15 protein-coding genes are annotated in these 20,874 nt (G+C 60.2%); 5 read left to right on the forward strand and 10 right to left on the reverse strand.

Features of this window, described 5'->3' with window-relative positions:
• The first annotated feature begins 105 nt into the window (after window positions 1-105).
• Window positions 106-2,229 (forward strand): RICIN domain-containing protein, encoded by a 2,124-nt coding sequence (locus D5261_RS09680; protein ID WP_301002458.1) that lies wholly within the window; start codon window positions 106-108, stop codon window positions 2,227-2,229.
• A 99-nt stretch (window positions 2,230-2,328) separates the two neighbouring features.
• Here D5261_RS09680 and D5261_RS09685 read toward each other — a convergent pair whose 3' ends face one another.
• Window positions 2,329-2,733 (reverse strand): DUF6941 family protein, encoded by a 405-nt coding sequence (locus tag D5261_RS09685; RefSeq protein WP_119324694.1) that lies wholly within the window; start codon window positions 2,731-2,733, stop codon window positions 2,329-2,331.
• A 126-nt stretch (window positions 2,734-2,859) separates the two neighbouring features.
• Between D5261_RS09685 and D5261_RS09690 the strand changes: the two genes are divergently transcribed.
• Window positions 2,860-3,792 (forward strand): hypothetical protein, encoded by a 933-nt coding sequence (locus tag D5261_RS09690; RefSeq protein ID WP_125206332.1) that lies wholly within the window; start codon window positions 2,860-2,862, stop codon window positions 3,790-3,792.
• A 12-nt stretch (window positions 3,793-3,804) separates the two neighbouring features.
• Here D5261_RS09690 and D5261_RS09695 read toward each other — a convergent pair whose 3' ends face one another.
• Window positions 3,805-6,246, reverse strand: a complete 2,442-nt coding sequence (locus tag D5261_RS09695; protein WP_119324692.1) for a M56 family metallopeptidase — start codon at window positions 6,244-6,246, stop codon at window positions 3,805-3,807.
• Between the two features lie 211 nt (window positions 6,247-6,457).
• Between D5261_RS09695 and D5261_RS09700 the strand changes: the two genes are divergently transcribed.
• Window positions 6,458-7,165 (forward strand): DUF1559 family PulG-like putative transporter, encoded by a 708-nt coding sequence (locus D5261_RS09700; protein WP_119324691.1) that lies wholly within the window; start codon window positions 6,458-6,460, stop codon window positions 7,163-7,165.
• A gap of 24 nt (window positions 7,166-7,189) precedes the next feature.
• Here D5261_RS09700 and D5261_RS09705 read toward each other — a convergent pair whose 3' ends face one another.
• The 3 genes from D5261_RS09705 to D5261_RS09715 are packed head-to-tail and all read right to left on the reverse strand — an operon-like array spanning window position 7,190 to window position 15,399.
• Complete coding sequence (locus tag D5261_RS09705) at window positions 7,190-9,907, reverse strand: hypothetical protein (protein WP_119324690.1); 2,718 nt, start codon at window positions 9,905-9,907, stop codon at window positions 7,190-7,192.
• A gap of 24 nt (window positions 9,908-9,931) precedes the next feature.
• On the reverse strand, window positions 9,932-12,670 hold the full coding sequence (locus D5261_RS09710; RefSeq protein WP_119324689.1) for a hypothetical protein: 2,739 nt from the start codon (window positions 12,668-12,670) through the stop codon (window positions 9,932-9,934).
• Window positions 12,667-15,399: a hypothetical protein gene (locus tag D5261_RS09715; RefSeq protein ID WP_119324688.1), complete on the reverse strand. Its 2,733-nt coding sequence runs from the start codon at window positions 15,397-15,399 to the stop codon at window positions 12,667-12,669. Before D5261_RS09715 ends, D5261_RS09710 begins: the two co-directional genes overlap by 4 nt.
• Window positions 15,400-15,688: 289 nt before the next feature.
• Between D5261_RS09715 and D5261_RS09720 the strand changes: the two genes are divergently transcribed.
• A complete protein-coding gene (locus D5261_RS09720; protein WP_119324687.1) occupies window positions 15,689-16,000 on the forward strand; it encodes a hypothetical protein in 312 nt (103 codons plus the stop codon).
• A 311-nt stretch (window positions 16,001-16,311) separates the two neighbouring features.
• Here the strand turns inward: D5261_RS09720 and D5261_RS09725 are convergent, their stop codons facing one another.
• Complete coding sequence (locus tag D5261_RS09725; RefSeq protein ID WP_125206331.1) at window positions 16,312-16,809, reverse strand: hypothetical protein; 498 nt, start codon at window positions 16,807-16,809, stop codon at window positions 16,312-16,314.
• 121 nt (window positions 16,810-16,930) lie between these two features.
• Window positions 16,931-18,160, reverse strand: coding sequence for an LL-diaminopimelate aminotransferase (locus D5261_RS09730; RefSeq protein ID WP_119324686.1), 1,230 nt, complete (start codon window positions 18,158-18,160; stop codon window positions 16,931-16,933).
• Window positions 18,161-18,306: 146 nt separating this feature from the next.
• On the opposite strand from D5261_RS09730, the gene D5261_RS09735 reads away from it, so the two are divergent.
• Window positions 18,307-18,867, forward strand: coding sequence for a GNAT family N-acetyltransferase (locus tag D5261_RS09735; protein ID WP_119324685.1), 561 nt, complete (start codon window positions 18,307-18,309; stop codon window positions 18,865-18,867).
• A 10-nt stretch (window positions 18,868-18,877) separates the two neighbouring features.
• Here the strand turns inward: D5261_RS09735 and D5261_RS09740 are convergent, their stop codons facing one another.
• The 3 genes from D5261_RS09740 to D5261_RS09750 are packed head-to-tail and all read right to left on the reverse strand — an operon-like array spanning window position 18,878 to window position 20,720.
• Window positions 18,878-19,180 carry a hypothetical protein gene (locus tag D5261_RS09740; RefSeq protein ID WP_125206330.1) on the reverse strand — a complete coding sequence of 101 codons (303 nt, stop codon included), beginning with the start codon at window positions 19,178-19,180 and terminating at the stop codon, window positions 18,878-18,880.
• Between the two features lie 11 nt (window positions 19,181-19,191).
• Window positions 19,192-19,923, reverse strand: a complete 732-nt coding sequence (locus D5261_RS09745) for a hypothetical protein (protein ID WP_119324683.1) — start codon at window positions 19,921-19,923, stop codon at window positions 19,192-19,194.
• A gap of 5 nt (window positions 19,924-19,928) precedes the next feature.
• Complete coding sequence (locus D5261_RS09750; RefSeq protein ID WP_119324705.1) at window positions 19,929-20,720, reverse strand: MBL fold metallo-hydrolase; 792 nt, start codon at window positions 20,718-20,720, stop codon at window positions 19,929-19,931.
• Between the last annotated feature and the right edge of the window lie 154 nt (window positions 20,721-20,874).

Below are 20,874 nucleotides of genomic sequence, written 5' to 3' on the forward strand. Positions count from 1 at the left end.
TGTGACGGTGAAACGATTATCTGATTGTTAATGCTCTTATAGCAATATAGGGGAATCCTCGGCAATAAGGAGACTCTCATGAAAGCCTGTAACAGAAAACGCACAATGGCTGCGCTTGCCGCCCTAGGGGCGGTGGCGCTGACGATTCCGGCGGCGCCGCCAGCGTCGGCAAACTCTCAGGGCGCAATCCTGTACCAACGCGGGGGAGGGGATAATGTTGGATATGGTCGGTCGATACAATTGCAGCACAGTGGCGCGTGGAATGGGACGATCTTATCGACATTTGAGCACTGGCATTACGGCGCGGGGGCGCAGCCGTGCATTATTCGGCAAAGCACCGATGAAGGCCGGAGCTGGACGACGCTCGCCAATGTTTTTGACCCGCAAGGCTCCGACACCATCTGGCAGCCAGCGCTCTTTGAGATGCCCCAGCAGATGGGGAATTATCCTGCGGGGACCCTCGTGCTCGTGTTCGACGCCGTAGAGCCGGGGAATCCCAATCTTTCGGAATTGAAGCTATTCCATAGCACGGATCACGGCGCGAGCTGGACATACTCCAACACCTTTGAAGTCGGGCGCAACGATCAGCACGGCGTCTGGGAGCCGGCGCTCGTCATGGACGGCCTGGGACGGCTGGTTTGTTACTTCTCAGATGAGCGCCAGGCGCCCAACTACAGTCAGTTCCTCAACGCGATCCCCTCGACGGACGGCGGCGATCACTGGGGAGCCGAATTTCCGGTGGTCTACCATCAGGGATCGAATGTGCGGCCCGGCATGGCGACGGTGGTGAAGCTTCCGAACGGGCAGTATATGCTTGCCTACGAAAACGGCGGCGATCAAGGATATACGATCTGGTGCAAGACCTCGCCGGATGGGATCAACTGGGGGAATGTCGCCGATTATGGGTCGCAGATCAGCACTCCTGATGGGCGCTATCCCACCGGCAGCCCGCAGATGGTATGGGATCCGCTGGGCGGACCGAATGGGACGCTGGTGCTGGATGCGCAGGTCGGGCACGTTGCCGGCGGCGGAATCGGCATGGAGAACAATCAGATCCTCTACACGAGCACCAATCTGGGACAGGGACAGTGGAACTGGATGCCGACGCCGTTCTGGGCGAGCGCGCCGAACGATCCCGACGCCACCACGAATTACAGCCCCAATCTGATGCTTTCCGGCGATGGGCGCACAGTGCGCGTCACCACGAAGTCCGGCGACGAGCGTACGGACGCCAGCAATGCGGGCGTCCTGCCGTACTATTCGCCGTTTGTCTTCGGCAACGACGCGGGATGGATGAACTACGGCGGCGCGTGGTCCGTGTCGGGGAGCGCTTACCACGATTCCGATAATGGCGGCGGCAACAAGGCGATTTCGGGATCGACCGGCTGGACCAACTACACACTCAGCGGCGACGTTCAGGTCAACGCGGGCGGGCAGGCAGGCTTCCTTGTGCGCGCGTCCAATCCGGGAGTGGGTTACGACGCCTTGAACGGCTACTACGTTGGCTTGAGCACGAACGGCGCGGTGTTTTCGGGACGAGAGAACGGCGGCTGGACGCCGCTGGCGAGCGCTTCTGTCACCGGCGGCGTCGCCGCCAACACCTGGTATCACGTGACGATCTCCGCGCAGGGCGCCAACTTCTCCGTGACCGTGCAGCCCTCTGGCTCAGGAACGGTGATCGGATCGCTGAACTTCACCGACGCCACATTCCCCAGCGGCGCGATCGGCGTGCGGGATTTCCTTACCCCGGCCTCGTGGCGCGCCATCTCGGTGACGAACGCCGTGGACAACGGTCCATTGGTCAACGGTCACGCTTATCATCTGATCAACATGAACAGCGGCCTGTTTTTAGACAACCCCAACGGAACCAACGTCCACGGGACCTACTTACAGCAGTTCGTGGACACCTTCGCCACCGCGCAGCAATGGACCGCCACCAACGCCGGCGGCAATAGCTGGGTCTTCGCGAATGTCGCCGGCGGCCTCGCCATCGACGATTATAATTGGAGTACGACGGCGGGAACGCTGATCGACGAGTGGGACAACTGGGGCGGCGCCGTCCAGCAATGGCAAGTCGTTCCGGTCAGCGCGAACACCTATCGGCTCATCAGCAACGTGAGCGGCATGAACATGGAAATCCAGAACGCCAGCCTCGCCCCCGGCGGCGCGGTCGGCCAGTTCCCCAACAACGGCGCCGCCTGCCAATACTGGTACTTACAGCCGCTGTAAACTGACGGAGCCGTGAAGAAGAAATCGTGCGGACGCTGATTTTGTGATCGTCTTTCCCACAGCTTCAACTGTGGGAAAAGACGATCGCGGCGGGACGGATTACGATGTCCGCGTCTGGCTCAGCGTCAGCGGCACTTCCTTCAGCAAGTCGCCGTTCAAATAGAGATCGAAGCGATAATTCCCAAACTTCTCGAATTTCAAATTTGTGAGATGGATGATCATCGGGATATTGATCGCCCGCGCGGACGGGGGAATGACGGCCTCGAATGGCAGCGGGCCGACGTAGTTGACGGTGTGTCCGTCGGCGTCGATCAGTTTCACCTCCAGCATATGCTTCATCCCCTGCTCCTGCATCTCCGCGCGCATGGAGACGGCCAGCACCATAATCGGGTGCACCGCCGGCAGGGTGGGGGCGTAGAGGTCCTCAAAGATCCCCAGAATATTGAGCTTGCCTTCCCCCGAAACGTTCGCCGCGTCCGCGACCACCGCCAAATTGAGATCCATAATTTTTGATTCACTCCCGCGCACCGATAATTTCTCTTGTCGTTTGTGGATTATACCGGGCGGCGCGCACTATAATGAGTCGAAGACCACAGTGTTTCGCCGCAGGGGCGGTAACGAAAACGAAGAGTGTGTATCCCGCTGGCCGGTCGTTGGGTATTTCGGCGCGCCCTGGCCCTTTGCCTCGCGCTCTGGGGAGCGCCACTTTGCGTGTGGGCTCAGGGCAACCCCGCCAATTTGTTTCACGACCTCCCCGGCCAGCCCGTGGCGCAGCGGCGGCTTTGGTCGAACAAATCGACCTCCAAATATCTCGTTCGCCTTTTCTGGGGCCGATTCCAAATTGTCATCAAGCCCCTGGAAACGAACGGCGATGACGCCTCACACTTATCCATCCTGGATGCCCACGGTCACACAGTCAAGCAAATCACAGCGGATTTCTTGGACGAAGTCGGCCTGATCCAAATCACGGGGCGAAGCCCGAGCGAACTCTACGTTCGAGCGTCTCCCATGTCGAATACGCAATCGCTGGCTCGAACCTACTATTTCACGCAATCGCCCGCAGTTCACACACTGATGATTGCCGCAGGAGGCTTGGACGCCGTGCATCGCCTTGCGGGAGGACATATCGTCATAACCTCGGTGAACTGCGCGCCCATGGAGTGGCTGGAGGATCTTTCGCACGCGCAAGATCCCGCTGTCGTGATTGTGGGAGAAATGCAGGACGGCCGCTTCCATCTCAACTACTGTCGCTATCCGCAGGCATCCGTGCGGGTGGCGCTGGCTTACCGAAAAGAGCTTTTGACGAAGCCGCGCATGGGAGCGACGACCATTGGGCTGGGAGAAGCGATCGGTTATTATGCGAACTTCTGGACGATTGGACGCGGCGCGGAGGCGAGCGCTTGGCTGCGCCGGAATCTGCCGTCGGAGCGCTGGGAGAATTTTGCAGATGATTTGCCGGAAATCAATCAACGTCTGAAGCGTCTCTCGCAGCTCATTTGGAGAAATGACCGCCGCGATTACACGGTGAAGTCTCATGACCAGCCCTGGTGGCCGGACCGATAGGAGGCGCTGGAGCTAACGAGAGCTGGATGCGATTTGCGTGGGCCGATAAATAATCTCCAACTGCTGCCCCTGACCGGCAATAGGCCAGGACTTCATGTTGAAAGTCTGCATCTGTAAGCCGAAGCTCGCGCCGCTTTCGCGAAGTTTCTCCATGACGTCGTGCGGCTCAGCAGCGCACATGGCTTCCACTGTCACTTTGTCGCCCTGAATTTGCATGGACGTTATCGTGATATCCGGAGCCAGCACCTGGGCCAGCGCCTCTTTCGTGAGAGAGTGCGGAGCAAAAGCCGCATTTGGCCGGAAGTTGTATTCGTCTGACTGGGATAACATCTCTCCATGAGAATCGAAGGCGGCGACGGAGATGCTGTAAAGATACCTTCGGTCGAATGGTGGGTTGGCGCCTGCAAGGTCGATCGTTTTATGAGTGTCCGAGGTGGGCTCGGTCAATGAAGGGATAGAAACCGCTCGCCCGGTCTCCGAAGAAAACTGCCCCTCTTTAGAAAACTGTTGGAGCCATCCCATGATGATCATCTGATAGGTTGCCGCGCGGGGGTAAGCATCCCAGCGGACTTCCAGACGCTTGCCAATGAATAGCACCGGGGAAGGAGAATAAGACGACTGAAGTTTGAACGGCATGTGAAGGGCGACGCGCGGCCGCACGATCGCTGCCGGCAGCACTCCGACGCGGCTCTCGCAAACGAAGCCGTATTGCAGTCGCGTTCCTCGGTCGTCCGAAATGGAGCCTGAGGTTGGTGGCCCAGGCGTTTGGAGCGTCGCTGGGGAGTGCAGCTTGGAAGATGTCAGCGTATTGAGTTCCTCAGGACTGTATCCCCGCGATACCTGGCTGCAGATTCCGCGATAGGCAGGAAGATAGTAGCATCCATCCTTGTCTGTCGTGATATAGGAATAATTGAGCTCCGTGGCGTCCTGCTGTCGCAGGTGACCTGTGGAGTAACAGGTGACGCCTGTGATGATACGCAGACCTGCGACAGGCGTTCCGTCCTCGTATTCGACCCGTCCCCCTATGATGACGGGCGCATCATGCAGCGCTCGTGTGGTGAGTTCATCGCCATGGCGGGTATCTCCATGCTGCTGGAGCCAGGAGCCAAGAAGATATTCGGCATAGAAAAAGCGGGGATGTTGGGCGAGTATTTGCTCCAGCTGTTTTCTTTGGGAAAGCGGCGGCCCTTGTTTGCCGTACGTCGTTTCGCGGAACGGAATGCTTTTTACGAGCGCTTGATCCGAATCCGGAATCTGGACGTTTGGAGCGGGGCGCTGAAATGGCGAGGGATGTTCAAGCTGTAGGACTCGGACCGGCCGCACCGACCAGCCTTGCTGCTTGGCCCACTCAAAATGGGAAGCGTCCACACCGGAGCCCAGCAGAAGCACGCTGAACGCGGCTGCCGTAAGGACCCCGGCGGTGACGCCGAGGCGCAGCCGGCGTGTGAGCGCCTGGGCCGGCTGTAAAGATGTCGATAGAATGCGCTGGATGCGTCGGCCGACGGCGGATCGGAAGGGGACGACGCCCGCGCTAAGGGTCTGCTGGACGAGGGATGGCTGACGCCGCTCGGCCAGGGTCAGCAGGACGTTGGCGTATTCACGGGATGGGCAGTCATGCTCCAAGACGGCGAGATCGCAGGCGTCTTCACTGATATGCTCTATTTGGCGGCGCAGAATCCAGAGCAATGGCTGTGGCCAGAGAAGAACGCAGAGCAAATGTGCGGCGAGATTCCAGGCGCAGTCGCGCCGGCTGAGATGGGCCAGCTCGTGCGCGAGCACGGCGCGCTGCTCGGTGGCGCTGGAGTTCTGCACGAATTCTTGCGGCAGAAAGATCGCGGGGCGCAGCGCGCCTGCGAGGAATGGGCTCGCGACGGACTTGTGGGTATAGAGTTGGGGCGGATGCGGAGTGAGCGCGCTGAGAGTTTCCCTAATCGGCCCGGAGGTGATTGCCGTGGCCCCACGGCGTAGGCGCAGGAGAGATATCTGACAGAGCGCGATCCAGATCATTCGCAGCACGCCTCCGATCACCCAGACCAAGGCCAGGGTTTCCAGAACAATGCTCGTTGGGGAGAGCGGCAAAGGGATGAGAGGAGTCTGGTCGGCAGGGGAAATCGGACCCGATGCTGCCGAAGCGTCCAGAGGGATCGTGATGGAGTGCGTGGGAATGGGATAAGAAGCCGGCGATGGAGGCGCTGCCTGTGTTTCGCTTATGGCGGGAGTTGAGGGGAGCGGCACGGTCCAGAATGGCGGCAGGAAACTGATGACCGGCGCGGCGAGTGCGACTGCCGCCACGCCTGCCAGGAAGCAGCGCCCCATCAACGTTCGTAGGACGGGACTCTGTCGGCGCGCGCCCCAGAGCGTCGCCAGAGACAGAAGGAGCAGGACGCCCGATTGCAGCCATACGACAATGGCGCTCTGGGCGAAAGCGGTCAGCGTGTGTGTGAAGGCGATCATGATCTACCTCGGTAAACGTTGACTTGAGTTTACCAAGGTAGACGATAAATGTCAAGCGCCGTTTTCACAATCTCTGAAGCTCATTAGCCTTTCCTTGCTCACATCGGTTAAATGCCATAGAAACATTTCACGGATTCCCACGTCTATAAAATTAGGAGAGCATGGAAATCGTCGCTCTGCTTTCTCACGCCTTCTGCAAGGAAAAACATTTATGAAACACAGCCGTCCAACGTTGCGAGGGTTTACGCTGATCGAGCTCCTCGTCGTCATAGCCATCATTGCGATTCTCGCCGCGATTTTGTTTCCGGTCTTCGCCAAAGCGCGGGAAAAGGCGCGGCAGACGGCGTGCATCAGCAACACCAAACAACTGGGGCTGGCGTTTGTCCAGTATGTTCAAGACAACGACGAGGCGCTGCCGGCGTCCGGTGGCGGCACGGACCCCGCCGCGCCGGCGTGTACGATCGTTGCCTCGCCAAGCTGGGTGCTGGCTGAGCATATCCTGAATACGACATCCGCCTGTCCGTCCAATCAACTACCTGTGCAAAACGGAGCGCTCTATCCCTATGTCAAGAGCGCGCAGGTGTACAAATGCCCGTCGGACTCGAACGCCGACGGCGATACGATCAGCTACACGATGAACTCCCGCCTGAGCGGAATGACCGACGCGTCCGTACAGGCTCCCTCGGGATGTATTCTTCTGGTGGATGAAAATACGGTCACGGGGCTGGGACACGTGCTGGACAACGGCAACTTCGCCGCGCCGACGACCGATCTTGCAAGCGGCGCCCCGAACTGGAACGATCTGCCGACTAACCGCCATACCGACGGCGCGGTGTTTTCGTTTTATGACGGGCATAGCAAGTGGATGCGGCCGGAGCGTCTAAAGTCGGCGAACTTTGACCCGGCGGCGAACCCGTAGCGATGTGCGCCGCTTACGAGTGGGTCAGGGCGTTTTTGCGGGGAGGGCGCTCTTTTCCGATCGTTTGCGCTTGGCAAGGGCGCTGAACGGATCGCCGTGGCTGTCGATGGTGAAATCCAGGACGAATCCATCCCAGCCCGGCTCCAGGGCGTTGACGGCGGCGATGAGCTGTTCGCGGGATTGATCCGACCAGAATACTGGAATGACGATATTCGTGCGCCAGCGCCGATGCGCGTACTGCGCCGGCGGCGTTGGCTTCTCGCTCAGCGTCGTTCTGGGCTTTGGTCTGTGCGGATCCAGCGACCGGGGATCGCTCCAGAGGCCATACCAGGTTGGCGTCTGGAACGGCGGCTCGGTTCGCAGGAACAGATTCGGCGGCGGCGATCCGGTTTCTCTTACCGATGACAGCAGTGTTTGCAGGAACGCCGAGCGCGTATTCACCAGAAGCGCGGTCCAGTCGTCATGGACGGAGCTGAGGGACGCCTGATTCGCGAATTCGGGGACGGATTGATTCATGGGCTCCTGGGCATAGTAGGACATCGTCTCGAAATCCACCGGATCAACATGGTCGCGCCGCAGCAGCGCGAGCCGCAATGTCGGGGTATATCCCATCCCTGCGCCGCGCTGATCGGCTTCGTAGTCCGGCGCCGATGCGTTGGAGAGGGCGATGTCGGTCACCCCGGGAGTAGCCGCCAGCCGCCGCAGCAGAGTCGTCAGAGTATCCTGAACTATCGGCGACGCCGGTGAGACGCGCAGGTTCGTATTCGGAGAAGCGGCGATGTCCGGCAGCAGATATTGGTAGAACTCGTCCGGCGCGATTTTGTTGTTCCACGCCGTTTCCTGAATGGAGTTCTCGCCGAGAATGGTCAGGTCCTGCGCGTCCAGAGGCGCATCCGCGCCCCAGTTCAGCGCGTTCACGTGCGGGATGATCGCGATCCCGCTTCCCTTGGTTTTGGCGATCGCGGCTTCCAGGAGATTGGGCTTGCCGTCGAGATGGCTTTTCCCGCCGGAGAACACATCCAGCCAAAGCTGGTTGAGGCCGATCCGCTTCATGACGGCGATTATCCTGTCCAGAGATTTGACGCTGTCGGGGCGGACGAGCACGGCGCGGCGAGCGAAAGAAACGGCGGCCTCCGCGAGAACGGGCTTGGGCGCGCGGCTCGCGGGAGCGCCGATCTCCGGGTCTTCCTCGAACGCTTCCTGCGCTTTCTTCATCGCCGCCGCGAACGTGATCGTGTCGGCGTGGTATTTCTTGAGCATCTCCGCCCGGCCGGACGCTTGCAGCAGACCGTTCGGCTGAAGGTAACCGTCTAAAACGACAACGCCGTCGATGGATGGGGAGGTCAGCGAAATCGAGGGAGAGAGCGATAGGTCGATCGGAAGATCCGTCGTCAGCCGGGTTCCATTTCCGGGCGTGATGGCGTTGTTGTTTTTCTGAACCGCCTTGCGAACAAAATCCTGCTGCTCGGGCGACATCTTCTCCAGGGGTGTGGTGATCGACTGGGCCGATCCATTCAGCGCGGAGAACTCGGTCTGCTGGGAGCCGGTCAGGGCGAAGTCGCTGATGGCGGGCGGCTGGTCGGCGAGATGATGCGTTTCGGACATTCGATCGTTGGCGTCCACGATCGCCTGCCGGCGGCCCATATCCGTCTCCAGCAGGAAACGTGTGATGATTGACTGGCGCGTTCCGAGCCCCAGCCGGTCGTTGGTGAGGACATAGGCCGGCCCGACCTGGCGATACGTTCCTCGGACACAGAGCGCGACGGCCTTCAGGAAATCCCGGGCGCGTCCGGATCGTGGTCCGAGGATCGTGACGCTTTGCGTTTCATAGCGCCGGTCCGCGTAAAGCTCGATCCGTGTCGCAAGTCCGATTCGCGTGATCAGGTCCTGCACGGTCTTGACGCCGCTCAAATCCACGACCGCGCCAAGTTCGTCGCGGTCGTAATCGAGATCCGAATCCTTCAGAACGTTCGGCGCGGCGCTGCGCAGCGTCACTCCGTAGATCGTGTCTGGGGCCGGCTGCCATGGCGGGACTTGGCTTGCCTGATAGTACCTGCCGCCGGCCGGCGGCGATATTCCGTATTTTGCGTTTGGCTGCCCCGCCACCGAGATCGCGTAATTGGTGCGGTGCGACAGCCGCAGACGCGCCGACGCGGCGTTCTCGCGCGACAGCGTCGGATCTTTCTCCTCCTCCGCGCCGCTTCCCTGAGGAAACAATGTGATCGGCGTGATGGGAAAGATATCGGTAAAGAGCTGGCGCTGCTCGTCCGTCGTCAGATCGGAAAGCCCAATTCCTTCCGGGCCGCCGAGCATTCGCCACTGACTATCGTCGAGCATAGACACCAGCAGCTGGAATGCGTCGGAGGCGGGCGTGTCGGCGAAAGGATCCTGCGCTTTGGGGCTTGTGTTGAGCACGGTCATCGTCGCCGGAGCGATCGCCGTGACATCGTGGAAGTCACGAACAATGCAGCCGAACTCCTCGCCGATGCGCCGGACCCGGTCTTCGGGAGCGGGCGGAGCCGCGTCCTTCGGCAGCGATATCTGCTCCGCGCCGACAATGAGATAGATGTCCGACCTCGGCGGCTCGGACGCCGCCAGCGCCTGCGCCAGCGTCAAATGGCGTTCGCCAATGGTAAATCCTCCCTCTTCGTCGATACTGATAGCGTCTGCGTGAACGGGAATGGACGGAAACGTGAGCAAGAGGAGCGCGGCGCCGAGATGGAGCGCAGATCGTGGACGCATGGCTGTCTTTCTGTATGGGCGACGCTAATCCTTCGCCGTCAAGCTTTTCTCAAGATGATCGAGAGCGTCCACATCGCTCTCCGGGCTGTTCAGGTCGATCACAAACCCATTCCAGCCGGCTCCAATGTTCTTGATCGTATCGGCCATGGCCTGCCGTGTTTGGAAACCCCATATCGGCAGGATGGCGATCGCGGTCGTGGTTTGCGCCCGGGCCTCCTGCTCGACGGCGGCTGGGGTTCCTTCTTCCCAGGAATGCTTTGTGGCGTGAGGAATCGGCGCCGCCGGATTCCGCCAGAGGCCGTACCATCCCTGGACCCAGGATGCTCCCTGAGAGCAAACCATCAGCCCCGTGGACTGCCCCGCGCTGGACTGGGCGGCGGCAAGCAGATTCTTCAGAAAGTTCGTCGCGATTTGCGTTCGGTATTCGTTCCACTTGACTGAGACGGCGCTTTGGACCTCCCAATCATGGAACTCGGGAATGCGCCACTGGTTGACGGGCGAATTGATGTAAACCTCACCATCCAAATCGATCGGATCGACATGATTGGCTCGCAGGAAGGCCAGCCTCGCCGCCTCGGTATATCCCAGTATGTACCCCGAGCCAGTGTCGTTATCGCCAGAAGCGAGAGAATAACCCGGCGGCATCTGCCCTGATACGACGATCGTGGGGATGTTTGGGGTGGAGGCGAGGCGCGAAACGAAGGATACGAGCGTTCGAGACACGGCGGAACTCGCGGGATCGACGTATAAATCCGTCGGCTGCGGCTGCTTGTCGGCTTCCTCCGGCGACATCCCCTGATAGGCGACCTTCTCAAATCTCTGCCGCCAGGCAGCGGCCTGCGCGGAGTTTTCGCCGGACATCGTCAAATCTTGCAGATCCGCAGGCGCGTTGGATCCCCAGTTCAGCGGCGTGATCATCGGCAGCACCGTGATTCCCATTCCCTTCGCCTTCGCGCGCGCCGCGGCGAAGAGATTGGGTTTGTCGTCCAGATGACTTTGGCCGCTGGAGAAAACATCGAGCCAGAGCTGATTGAAGCCGATCGCGTGCATTTGATCGATCATCTTGTTCAAGTCCGCGACGGTTTGCGGCCGGGCGATCACCCCGCGCACGGGGAACGGAGCAAAGATCGCCGCGAAATTTGGTTTGGGCGGCGCCGGCGAGGGCGGCGGCTTCACATCTGTCGCGGGAGTGGCTTCGGGCGTCTCGGCGCTGCGCTTCTGGTTCAATTCGTTGATCAGCTTGGTGGAGGGCTTCAGCAGACCGGTTCGGCCCAGGTAATCGTCCAAAACGATCGGTCCCGGGATGGCCGGCGTGGACATCACAACCGTCGTGTTGAGCCAGAGTGATAAGGGACGGGAAGCCGTAAGCCGCATCGGAGTGGAATTCCCTCCATTGATTTGAACATTGGCGTTCCACTTCTGAATCAAATCCTTCGCGAGCGCCTGCTGGCTTGGCGTCAATTGATCCAGCGGGGCCGTGAACGTGATGTCGTTTCCGGGATAATCTCCGCTTTGCTTACGCGCCTGCGTCTTTTGGTCGTCGGTCATGGAAAGACCTTCGTCAAACTGATTGTTGTCCAGTCCCTTCTGTGTCTGATACGCCCGATCGCCCGCCGCGTCGATGGCGTTCTTTCGCGCCATTTCGGCTGTCTGCGCGAAGCGAATCAGGGTGACTTGACTGGCTCCCGCGCCAATCCGCGCATTTGTGAGCACATACGCCGGGCCGATTTTGCGGTATGTCCCGCGAACGCAGAGCGCCAGGGCTTGCAGCAAATCCCGGGCGCGGGCGGTGGACGGGCCGCGCAGCAGTACATTTTGCTTCTCATAGCGCCGGTCGGCGTAAAGCTCGATGTGCGTGGCGACTCCGATTCGCGTGACGAGATCGCCGACGGTTTTGATTCCCGTCAGATCGATTGCCGCTGTCAGCGGCGCGGCGTCGTAATCCAGGTCCGATTCCTTGGGGGTGTTGGGAACGGTGGCGCGCAGCGGTACGCCGTAGAGCTTGGTGACCCCGTCGTCGTTCCCAGTGATATTCATGGCGGTGTAATTCAATTCGCCATTCGACGGCGCGTCCGCGATCAGCGAGGAATTGTCCTTGCCTTCGATCGGCAGCCCCATCCGAACGCGCTGCCCGATCCGCAGTTTCGCGCGCTGGAGATCGTCGGCCGTCAGCTTCGGGGAAGAGGACGTGTCGCCGCCGGTCAATCCGCCGGTTCGAGGCGCGAGGAGCACAGAGTCGATGGGGAAGATGGCGAGGAAAAGGTTCTTCTGATCGTCGGTCGTCAAATCCGACACCCCTATGCCGACTTTTCCTGTGATCAGCTTCCACTGTCCTTCGTCCAGGCTTCCCAGCAGCATTTTGAACGAATCGGTCGGCGGCATTCCATCAAAGGGGTTGGGTTTGCCGGGATCGGCGTTAAACACCGTCATGGTCGGCGGCGCAATGGCCGTCACGCCATGAAAGTCCTGCGCAAGATAGCCATAAGCCGCCGCGACCAATGGCGCTCGGGTGTCGGGATCCAGAAGCGGCGTACTCGCGGAGCCTGGAACGGCGTCGGCGCCGACAGCGAGCGCCACATCCGTGTCGGACGGCGACGCTTGCAGCAGCGCCTGCGCCAGCGTGGGCGGGCCGGACGGCGCGGCCTGGCCGGCGACTGCGGCTTGGGTCTGCTCCGTCGCGGGGGGCGGGGCGTCCGCGTAAGCCATGGAATTCCAACCGAGCAGGGCCGCGCACGCGATGAGCCAGGTGTGTCGATCGATCATGGATTCCCTTCCGTCGTCGATGCGGATTTCGTGGCGGCTTTGGTTTTGATGAGTGGGGCGAGCGGGTCATTTTCCGCGCTGGTGATGTCGAGCGCGAAGCCGTCCCAGCCAGGCGCGATATTGGCGATTGACCAGGCGAGTTCGTTTGGCTCCAGTGCTCCGTTGGCGATCAGATTATAGATGTTCGCGCGCCATCGGGCGTGCGCGTACTTGGAAAAGTCTTGATCCCCATCCACGCCGCGACTCTGCTGTTCGGTGAGCGTGGGAAGCGGGGCGCCGGGATCGTCCCAGCGTCCATACCAGTCCGCGCGCCACTCCAGAGTGCGCTGCGCTTTGACGAATACGTCCATCGGGTGAGCGCCGCTGCTCCGCGCCGTTCGCCAGAGGCGCGTTAGGAAGGCGTGCAGGAGGTCCGCGCGGTAGTCGCTCCAGTCGTGCTGTGCATTGATTTCGATGCCCCAGTCATCAAATTCCGGCACGGATGTATCCACGTCGACGGCTGCTTCAAAGGTATCGGGGGCGAGGTCGACCGGGTCGACATGGTCCCTGCGCAGAAAATCGAGACGCAGGGCGGGGGTATATCCGAGCGAGTAATCGCCTGCTTGAGACTGGGAGCGAAATGGACGATCGTAGCCATGCACGCTCGTTTCTCGCAAAGCGATCCCCGTAACCCCGGGCGTCGCGGCGATACGCTGGACGATGCCGGTGAGGGTTTCCGTGGTGGAGGAAGCGCCGGGGCTGACGTAGGTCTTCAGCGGGGTCGGCTGCCGATCGGCCTCGTCCGGCGACATCCCTAAATCGAGGATGCGCATTCGGCGCTGCCCCGAGACGCTTGCCTCGGCGGAGGTTTCGCCGAGCATCGTGAGGTCCTGGGAATCTTTGGGCGCCGACGCGCCCCAGTTCAGGATATCCATGCGTACGCTGACGGAAATGCCGGCGTTCTTCGCCTTCGCCAGCGATTCCTTCAAAATCGCGTCGTTTTCGCCCAGGTGATTTTGGCCTTCGGAAAATGCGTCCAGCCACAATTCATTGAAGCCCAGCGTCTTCATATCGGCGACGATGTCGTCCACATCTTTTACCGTGCGGGGGCGCGCAATGACGGCGCGACGGGAAAAGGGGCGAAACGCCTCGGCGAGCTGCGGGGGCTTTGGCGCGGCGTGCTCCGGCTGAGGATGAGCCTTCGCTTCCTCAATCGCTTTGCGCTGCTCGTCTTCCTGTCGTTTTTTCTCCATCTCGTCACGCAGTTTTGCCGATGGCTCCATCAATCGGTCCGTCTGCAAGTAGCTGTCCAGAACGATGGGCGTCGGGAACGCGGGAGTTTCGAGGCTCACGGCAGTCGCCGCCATCAAGAGGATGGGGTACTCCCCGGTGGGAACCGTCACCTGGCCGAAGCTGTCCTGAGGGTCCGGCGTGGGGGGATTGGCTTTGTTCCAATCCTGAACGATCTTGGTGATGGCGGTCTGCTGCGCCGGCGTCAGTTTGCGGAACGGGACCTCCGTGCTGTGACCCGAATTGGATGGCGCAAAAAGCGTCTCTTTTTCCGCATCGTTCAGGGAGAACACATTGTCCTGTGTGGATAAGTCGGTGAACGATCGGCCGAGGTAGATTTTGTCGCCGGAGGCGGCGATTGTCGCCTGACGCATCATATTTGCTTCCTGCACGAACCGCGTCAGGATCATGCCGCGTGTTCCCTCGCCCATGAGGTCGTTCGTGAGGATATATGCGGCTCCGACTTTGCGATAGGTTCCGGCGACACACAGCGCCAGCGCCGCCAGCAGGTCTTTCGCCCGGGCGGACGGGGCGCCGAGCGCGGTGACCGGACGCTTTTCCAGTCGCCGGTCGGCGTAGAACTCCATCTGCGTTGCGTAGCCAATGCGCGCGATCAAATCGCCGACCGTCGTGACGTGTGTCAGATCGATGGGCGCTGAGAAAATACTCGCGTCATAATCCAGATCCGCCGCCTTCAATGTGTTCGGGACAACCGCGCGCAGCTTCACTCCATAGATCGTATCGCGCGTATTTGACCCAAAGTCTCCGTTATACATTTGATAGACGCCCGAGGCTGTCTCGGGAGCGTCGGCCGTAATGCCCGATTCCGGTCGATCGCCGCCGTTGACGGAGATCTGAACGCGGCGTCGTACATGCAGTTTGCCCTTGAGCGCATCCGCCTGCGGCAGTTTCAAGAGCGTCTTTTCATCCTCACCGCCATAAACCAGCACGCCGCCTTTTCTGGGATAAAGCGTCGCCTCTTTGCCCGGAAACAGCGCCGTGAAGAGCTGCCGCTGCGCATCCGTGGTCAGATCGGATAACCCAAGCCCTTGGTCTCCCGTCAGCATCTTCCACTGTCCATCCTCCAGGCTCGCCGCCAGCAATTTGAACGCGTCGGGCGGCGGCATCCCATCATAAGGATTAGGCTTGCCGGGATTGGTGTTGAGCAGCGTCATAGTCGGCGGCGCGATGGCCGTGACCCCGTGAAAGTCCCGGACAATCTCCCCGTAGGCCGCCGCCACCTGCGGAACGCGCGCGTCGGGATCGGGAGGCGTCGCGTCCTTGAGCAGTTTGACCACATCCGCGCCGACCGCAAGATAAACATCCTCACGCGGTTGCTGTGCGCGCTGAAGCGCCTGCGCGAGCGTCAGAGGCGCCGGGGGCGCATCGGCGGCGATCGCGGCGGCGGGATGACTGAGCAGAACGGCGGCATAGGCGGCGAAGAAGTAGTTTCTGGTCATGAATCGTCCCGTCAGGAGAGTTTTGGCAGGGCGCGAAGGTGGCTGCCAACTGTGAATGTCCGGTCAGCCGTGGAAATGGACACAACGCCGCCGGAAATGCGCCGCGTTTTGCCTTCGCCCTTATTTCCGGAATCCGCGCGCCGATTCCTTCCCTTGCACAATTTTTGCAAGGCTGCGTATAATAGAAATGAAGGAAATCGGATTCCAAGCCTCTCTGATTAACAGAAGAACGTCGCCGGCGCGATTTTTGGGCGGCGCTCAACCCGTGGAACAAGGAGATTAATCGATCATGAACCTGAAAATGTCCATTCCCATCATCGTCGCCGCCGCCGTCGGAACCACCTGCGGCGCCGGCCTGCCGCGCACCCAGGCGGACACCGTCAAACCCGTCGTTGCCAGCGCCGCGCCTCAGGACACCTCCAACGCCGCCCTGCTCAAGCGGCTGGACACTCTCGAAAAACGCGTTCAGCAGTTGGAAGCCCAGCAGGGAAAGCACTACGTGACATTCACTCCCAACAGCAATTCGCTCGTCCTGCCGAACGAACCCGGCTCGCAGTGGCGCGTCACGCTTTTGAGTAACGAGAATAAACTGGCGAAGTAAATCCCAGGAACCCACACGTCACTACGGCCGCTGAGGACATTCATTGTGTCCACAGCGGCCGTGTTGTTTTGTCTGAAGTTCCGATTGAAAAAGCGTTACAGCTTGAGCGCCTTGATCCGGTTGACCGCCTCGACCACGTTCTCGCGTACGCCGAAGGCGCTGAGGCGGAAGTAGCCTTCGCCGCTGGAGCTTACGTCCAAAATGAATATGTTATCAAAACTTAGAAAATGTAACATATTGTTATCAACATTTTACTGACAGTAACGTATTTGCCGACAGAGACTGGAAGCTACTCCCGTTCTTCCTATTCATCATTTCGCAGAAAGCCTCAGTTCGTGAACGTGGGGCACTATCTCTTCTTCTGAACAGATGTCACTCATAAACCAAGCCAACTCTTCATGTGCTACGCTTGCCAGAAAATTGGAGCCGTCTGGCAGATAAAACGCCAAATCTTCCGGTCTGTCTGGACGAAGCCAAGCATAAAGTCGGCCCGCAGTCTGAAGGACGTCGATAGAACGGGGCGTTACTCGGTAAGTTCGAAGAAGTATTCCTTTGGGACGCGCAATTCGATAGCGCCGATGTATTGGATCTGGCTGCTGGTCAGTCACATTCCATTGTATCGTACCGGGCCAATTGTCGGTTATCTTTTGTGATACGCGGAATGGAGTCAATTCTTTTTCGATCTGATGCGCGGTGGACTTGTAACGACACATATGCCATGTCAGCGAAAAAGTGGCGCAATTTGTCGCGGCGAACTTCAGCAGTGCTTCATAGACTTGCCCTTGCGGCTCTTCACGAATTCTTATCATAATCCTGCTCCTAATTTCTTATCGCCGCTGCAAGGAGCATCGCAAAATACAGCGCCTGCCTGCGGCGTACAAAATACATCGCAGGCAGGCGCTATCTCGTGATCAGTCGATTGAAAAAGCGTTACAGCTTGAGCGCCTTGATCCGGTTGACCGCCTCGACCACGTTCTCACGCACGCCGAAGGCGCTGAGACGGAAGTAGCCTTCGCCGCTGGAGCCGAAGCCGGAGCCGGGGGTACCGACGACGTGGGCTTTGCTGAGCAGCAAGTCGAAGAACTCCCAGGAGGTGATGTTGCCCGGGGCCCTGAGCCAGATGTACGGCGCGTGGACGCCGCCGTAGACGGCGATGCCGGCTTCGGCGAGGCCTTCGCGGATCAGGCGGGCGTTTTCCATGTAGTAGGCGATCGTTTCTTTAATCGCGGCCTGGCCTTCGGGGGTGAAGACGGCGGCGGCGCCCTTCTGGATCGGGTAGGAGACGCCGTTGAACTTGGTGGTCTGGCGGCGCGACCACAGGGTGTGCAGCGAGACGAGCTCGCCGCTTTCGTTGCGGCCCATGACGGTCTTGGGAACGACCGTGTAGGCGCAGCGCACGCCGGTGAAGCCGGCGGTCTTGGAGAAGCTGCGGAACTCGATGGCGACGTCGCGCGCGCCGGGGATCTCGTAGATCGAGCGCACGAGCGAAGGATCGCTGATGTAGGCTTCGTAGGCGGAATCGAAGAGGATGATCGCCTCGTTCGCCTTGGCGTAATCGACCCACTTTTGCAGGGCTTCACGGGACAGCACGGCGCCGGTCGGATTGTTCGGGGAGCAGAGATAGATCAGGTCCACGTGCTCCGAGGGCAGCTCGGGATCGAAGCCGTTCTCGACGGTGCAGGGCATGTAGACCAGGCCCTCGTAGCGGCCCGACGCGTCGGCGGCTCCGGTGCGGCCAGCCATGACGTTGGTGTCCACATAGACGGGGTAGACGGGATCGGTCACCGCGACGGCGGCGTCGGTGGAGAAGATCTCCTGGATGTTGCCGGTATCGCACTTGGAGCCGTCGGAGACGAACACTTCGTCGGCGGCGACATCCGCGCCCTGGCTCTGGAAGTGGTCCGCGATGGCTTGCCGCAGGAACTCATAGCCCTGCTCCGGGCCGTAGCCTTTGAAGGTGGAAATCTGTCCCAACTCCTCGACGCCCGCGTCGATGGCCTTGCGGATCACTTCAGGGAGCGGCAGCACCACGTCGCCGATGCCCAGGCGAATGACCTTCGCGTCCGGGTTCGCCGCCGTGAACGCGCTCACGCGCCGGCCGATCTCCGGGAACAGATATCCCGCCGCCAGTTTCTGATAATTGCTGTTGATTTTTGCCATATCGCCGTTTACTCATTCACATCGGTTCGTACGCCGCCGCCCGCGCAATTGGGGGCCGCAGCATTCCGGCGGCAAGTCGTTTGGGGATTGACGCCGCGCTAAGATTATAGCAGAAATGGGGATGAGACGAGCGGTATACTTTCCTCATGTCCATACATAAGCCAAGCGCGATTACAACGGCGCGTCTGCAACTGCGTCCCTTTCAGGCCGAGGATTGGCGAGAGGCGCATGCCTACGCCTCCGATCCCGAGGTCATGCAATTTATGAACTTCGGGCCGCTGTCTGAAGATCAATCCCGGGATCTGACACGGAACTTGGCGGCTTCTGCGGATCAATATCCGCAAACGGCTTACTCGTTCGCCATTACGCTTCTCTCAGATAGCGTCTTAATCGGCGGATGCAGTCTCTACCGGGTCGGCGCGCCTGAAGGGAAGGCCGAGATGCTTTATCTGCTCAACCGGCGCTTCTGGGGCTGCGGCTACATGTCGGAAGCCATCCGCGCTCTCCTCCGATTTGGGTTTGACGAATTGGAGCTTCAGCGAATCTTTGGACATTGCGATCTGGATAATCCAGCGTCCGCCCGCGTCATGGAGAAGGCGGGAATGGCGCGGGAGGGCGTGCTGCGCCAGGAGCGCTGGATTAAGGACCAGTGGCGGGACGTGATTGTCTATGCAGCCATTGCAAGCGATGGAACCGCTGGGCTGTAATCGGCCAGGGTTACTGCGGCTCGTCCGTCCCCACCGAGATGGCGACGAGATGGTGGCGCGACAAAACGGAGTGGTAACACTCCACGCAAACGATTTTCCAGTCCGCCACGCCGCACGCGCGATCCGTCCACCCCTGCTCCGCGCACAATACCTCATCGCAAAGCGCGCACCACGCCTGCGGCGCCTCTCCCTCGACATCCGCGCAGGCGTAGTAATCTTTTCCCGATTCCAGCAGCAGATGCCGACACATCAATCCGCTGTCTGAAAGGCCATGTCTGGCGCACTGGGTTTTCGGAGGAGCTTGAGATTCCATGATGATCTTTTCTATAACGGGAGAAGTCCCTCGGTCAAGTATGCGATATGCTGATTCGAGCCTACTCCGTCAATACGAGGGTCTAGGCCGGGAAAGCCACCCCATTGAAAACAAATACGCAAATAGTTGACGAAAGTAGTTTCATGCAGTTCACCATCCAGCGGAGCGTCTGCGGCTAAACAAGGCAGCGAGACACTGTAGGGATTTCCGCTTTGATGGGCTTTGCCATAACAATCCGGCGAGATGAGATAAAGGAATGGAGGGTTTTTATCGACTACGCCATCTCGCCATTCGTCGAACATTGATAAGCCGCAGCCGTGTTCTAGACTGACCACGAAAAGCGGATCTAGATAATCGATATCCCAATTGGGGTGAGCGCCTATGAGATTGACATTGCCGACTGTTTCATACCAAGCGCGCAGTGAGAGAGGAAACTTCCCGATGATCTCTTCGACTGCATCAAGATGGGCGGCGATTGTTGCTGGAGCCGGAGTTATCGGGTTCGAGTACCCGGAGAGGAAGTATTCGTCTCCGTCTGTTTGCGATTCGAGGTGATACCCAATCGTCTCCAGGCGTGGAATTATCAGTTCAATATTCTGGCGCGCTCGCGCCATCGTCTCCCGCGCCACGGCCATGGCGTCCGAGAATAGCGGCTCCGTGCGGACGGCGGCGCCGAGCGCGGTTAGCTCTGACCAGACTTGTTCACGTTCGCCGCTTTGGTATCGCTCAAGGTAGGAAGGCATGCGCGTTATCCTGCGTTCTGAGGAATGACGGTCGGTGCGCCGGGCTTTAGCCAGAGGAGGCGGTCGCCGACGCCGGCGGCGCCGAAGGAGGTTTGGATCACTTCGTGGGATTCGGAGAAGTGAGCCCAGCCTTCGAAGTGCAGCGGGATGATCTTGGCGTTTGGGAAGGCGTGGGCGGCTTGGATTCCGTCTTCGGCGGTCATGGTGAGGTGGTCGGGGCCGACGGCGGCGACGCGGGCGGCGCCCATGAATAGGACGGCGGTCGTGATGGGGAAGCGACGGGCGACTTCTTCGACGCCTTCGTACCAGACGGTGTCGCCCGAGATGTATATGGCGTCATTCGGCGTGTCCGTGAAGGCGAGGACGAACCCCGTAACCGGCCCGCGGTCGCCGCCGATGGGGCCGTGCCGGCCCGGCGTTCCCGTAACGCGCAGCGTGCGGCCGCTGGGAGTGGCGACATCGACGCTTTGCCAGTGATCGAGGCCGATGGCGTTACCGCCCAGACGCTCCGCGCCGATGGGGGTGGTGTAGACGCGATCGACTGCCGGCAGGAGTGCGCGGCCGGCGTTATCCAGGTTGTCGGAGTGGTGATCGTGACTGAGCAGAACGACGTCGATATGTCCGAGAGCTTCCGGGGCGACGGCGGGGCCTCCCGTCTTCGTGAGAGTGACGGGGCCGGTAGTGTAGTCGCCGCCGGCGGGATCAAACGCAGGATCCGTGAGGAGGCGAAGGCCACCAATTTCCATGAGAGCCGTCGGGCCTCCAATATATGTCATTGTGATCTGGTTCTGCGGCATTGAAAGGCGCTCCTTTGCGTTTGCGGATGCATTGTGGTTCTTCGGAAAGCGGCGACAATCCTTCCGGTCGTTCCCCGCCATTTGTCCGTCTCGGCGTCGGCGCTCAATCCTAGGAGAACCATCCGTCAGCGGGTACAATAAAGGGTGACTTTAA

Source organism: Capsulimonas corticalis, from assembly GCF_003574315.2.
Lineage (GTDB): Bacteria > Armatimonadota > Armatimonadia > Armatimonadales > Capsulimonadaceae > Capsulimonas > Capsulimonas corticalis.

What these genes read in the sequence shown, in the direction of transcription:
- D5261_RS09680 (WP_301002458.1), top strand. Translation starts at nt 106, where the DNA reads ATGGCTGCGCTTGCCGCCCTAGGGGCGGTGGCGCTGACGATTCCGGCG.
- D5261_RS09685 (WP_119324694.1), bottom strand. Translation starts at nt 2,733, where the DNA reads ATGGATCTCAATTTGGCGGTGGTCGCGGACGCGGCGAACGTTTCGGGG.
- D5261_RS09695 (WP_119324692.1), bottom strand. Translation starts at nt 6,246, where the DNA reads ATGATCGCCTTCACACACACGCTGACCGCTTTCGCCCAGAGCGCCATT.
- D5261_RS09700 (WP_119324691.1), top strand. Translation starts at nt 6,458, where the DNA reads ATGAAACACAGCCGTCCAACGTTGCGAGGGTTTACGCTGATCGAGCTC.
- D5261_RS09705 (WP_119324690.1), bottom strand. Translation starts at nt 9,907, where the DNA reads ATGCGTCCACGATCTGCGCTCCATCTCGGCGCCGCGCTCCTCTTGCTC.
- D5261_RS09710 (WP_119324689.1), bottom strand. Translation starts at nt 12,670, where the DNA reads ATGATCGATCGACACACCTGGCTCATCGCGTGCGCGGCCCTGCTCGGT.
- D5261_RS09715 (WP_119324688.1), bottom strand. Translation starts at nt 15,399, where the DNA reads ATGACCAGAAACTACTTCTTCGCCGCCTATGCCGCCGTTCTGCTCAGT.
- D5261_RS09720 (WP_119324687.1), top strand. Translation starts at nt 15,689, where the DNA reads ATGAACCTGAAAATGTCCATTCCCATCATCGTCGCCGCCGCCGTCGGA.
- D5261_RS09725 (WP_125206331.1), bottom strand. Translation starts at nt 16,809, where the DNA reads ATGATAAGAATTCGTGAAGAGCCGCAAGGGCAAGTCTATGAAGCACTG.
- D5261_RS09730 (WP_119324686.1), bottom strand. Translation starts at nt 18,160, where the DNA reads ATGGCAAAAATCAACAGCAATTATCAGAAACTGGCGGCGGGATATCTG.
- D5261_RS09735 (WP_119324685.1), top strand. Translation starts at nt 18,307, where the DNA reads ATGTCCATACATAAGCCAAGCGCGATTACAACGGCGCGTCTGCAACTG.
- D5261_RS09740 (WP_125206330.1), bottom strand. Translation starts at nt 19,180, where the DNA reads ATGGAATCTCAAGCTCCTCCGAAAACCCAGTGCGCCAGACATGGCCTT.
- D5261_RS09745 (WP_119324683.1), bottom strand. Translation starts at nt 19,923, where the DNA reads ATGCCTTCCTACCTTGAGCGATACCAAAGCGGCGAACGTGAACAAGTC.
- D5261_RS09750 (WP_119324705.1), bottom strand. Translation starts at nt 20,720, where the DNA reads ATGCCGCAGAACCAGATCACAATGACATATATTGGAGGCCCGACGGCT.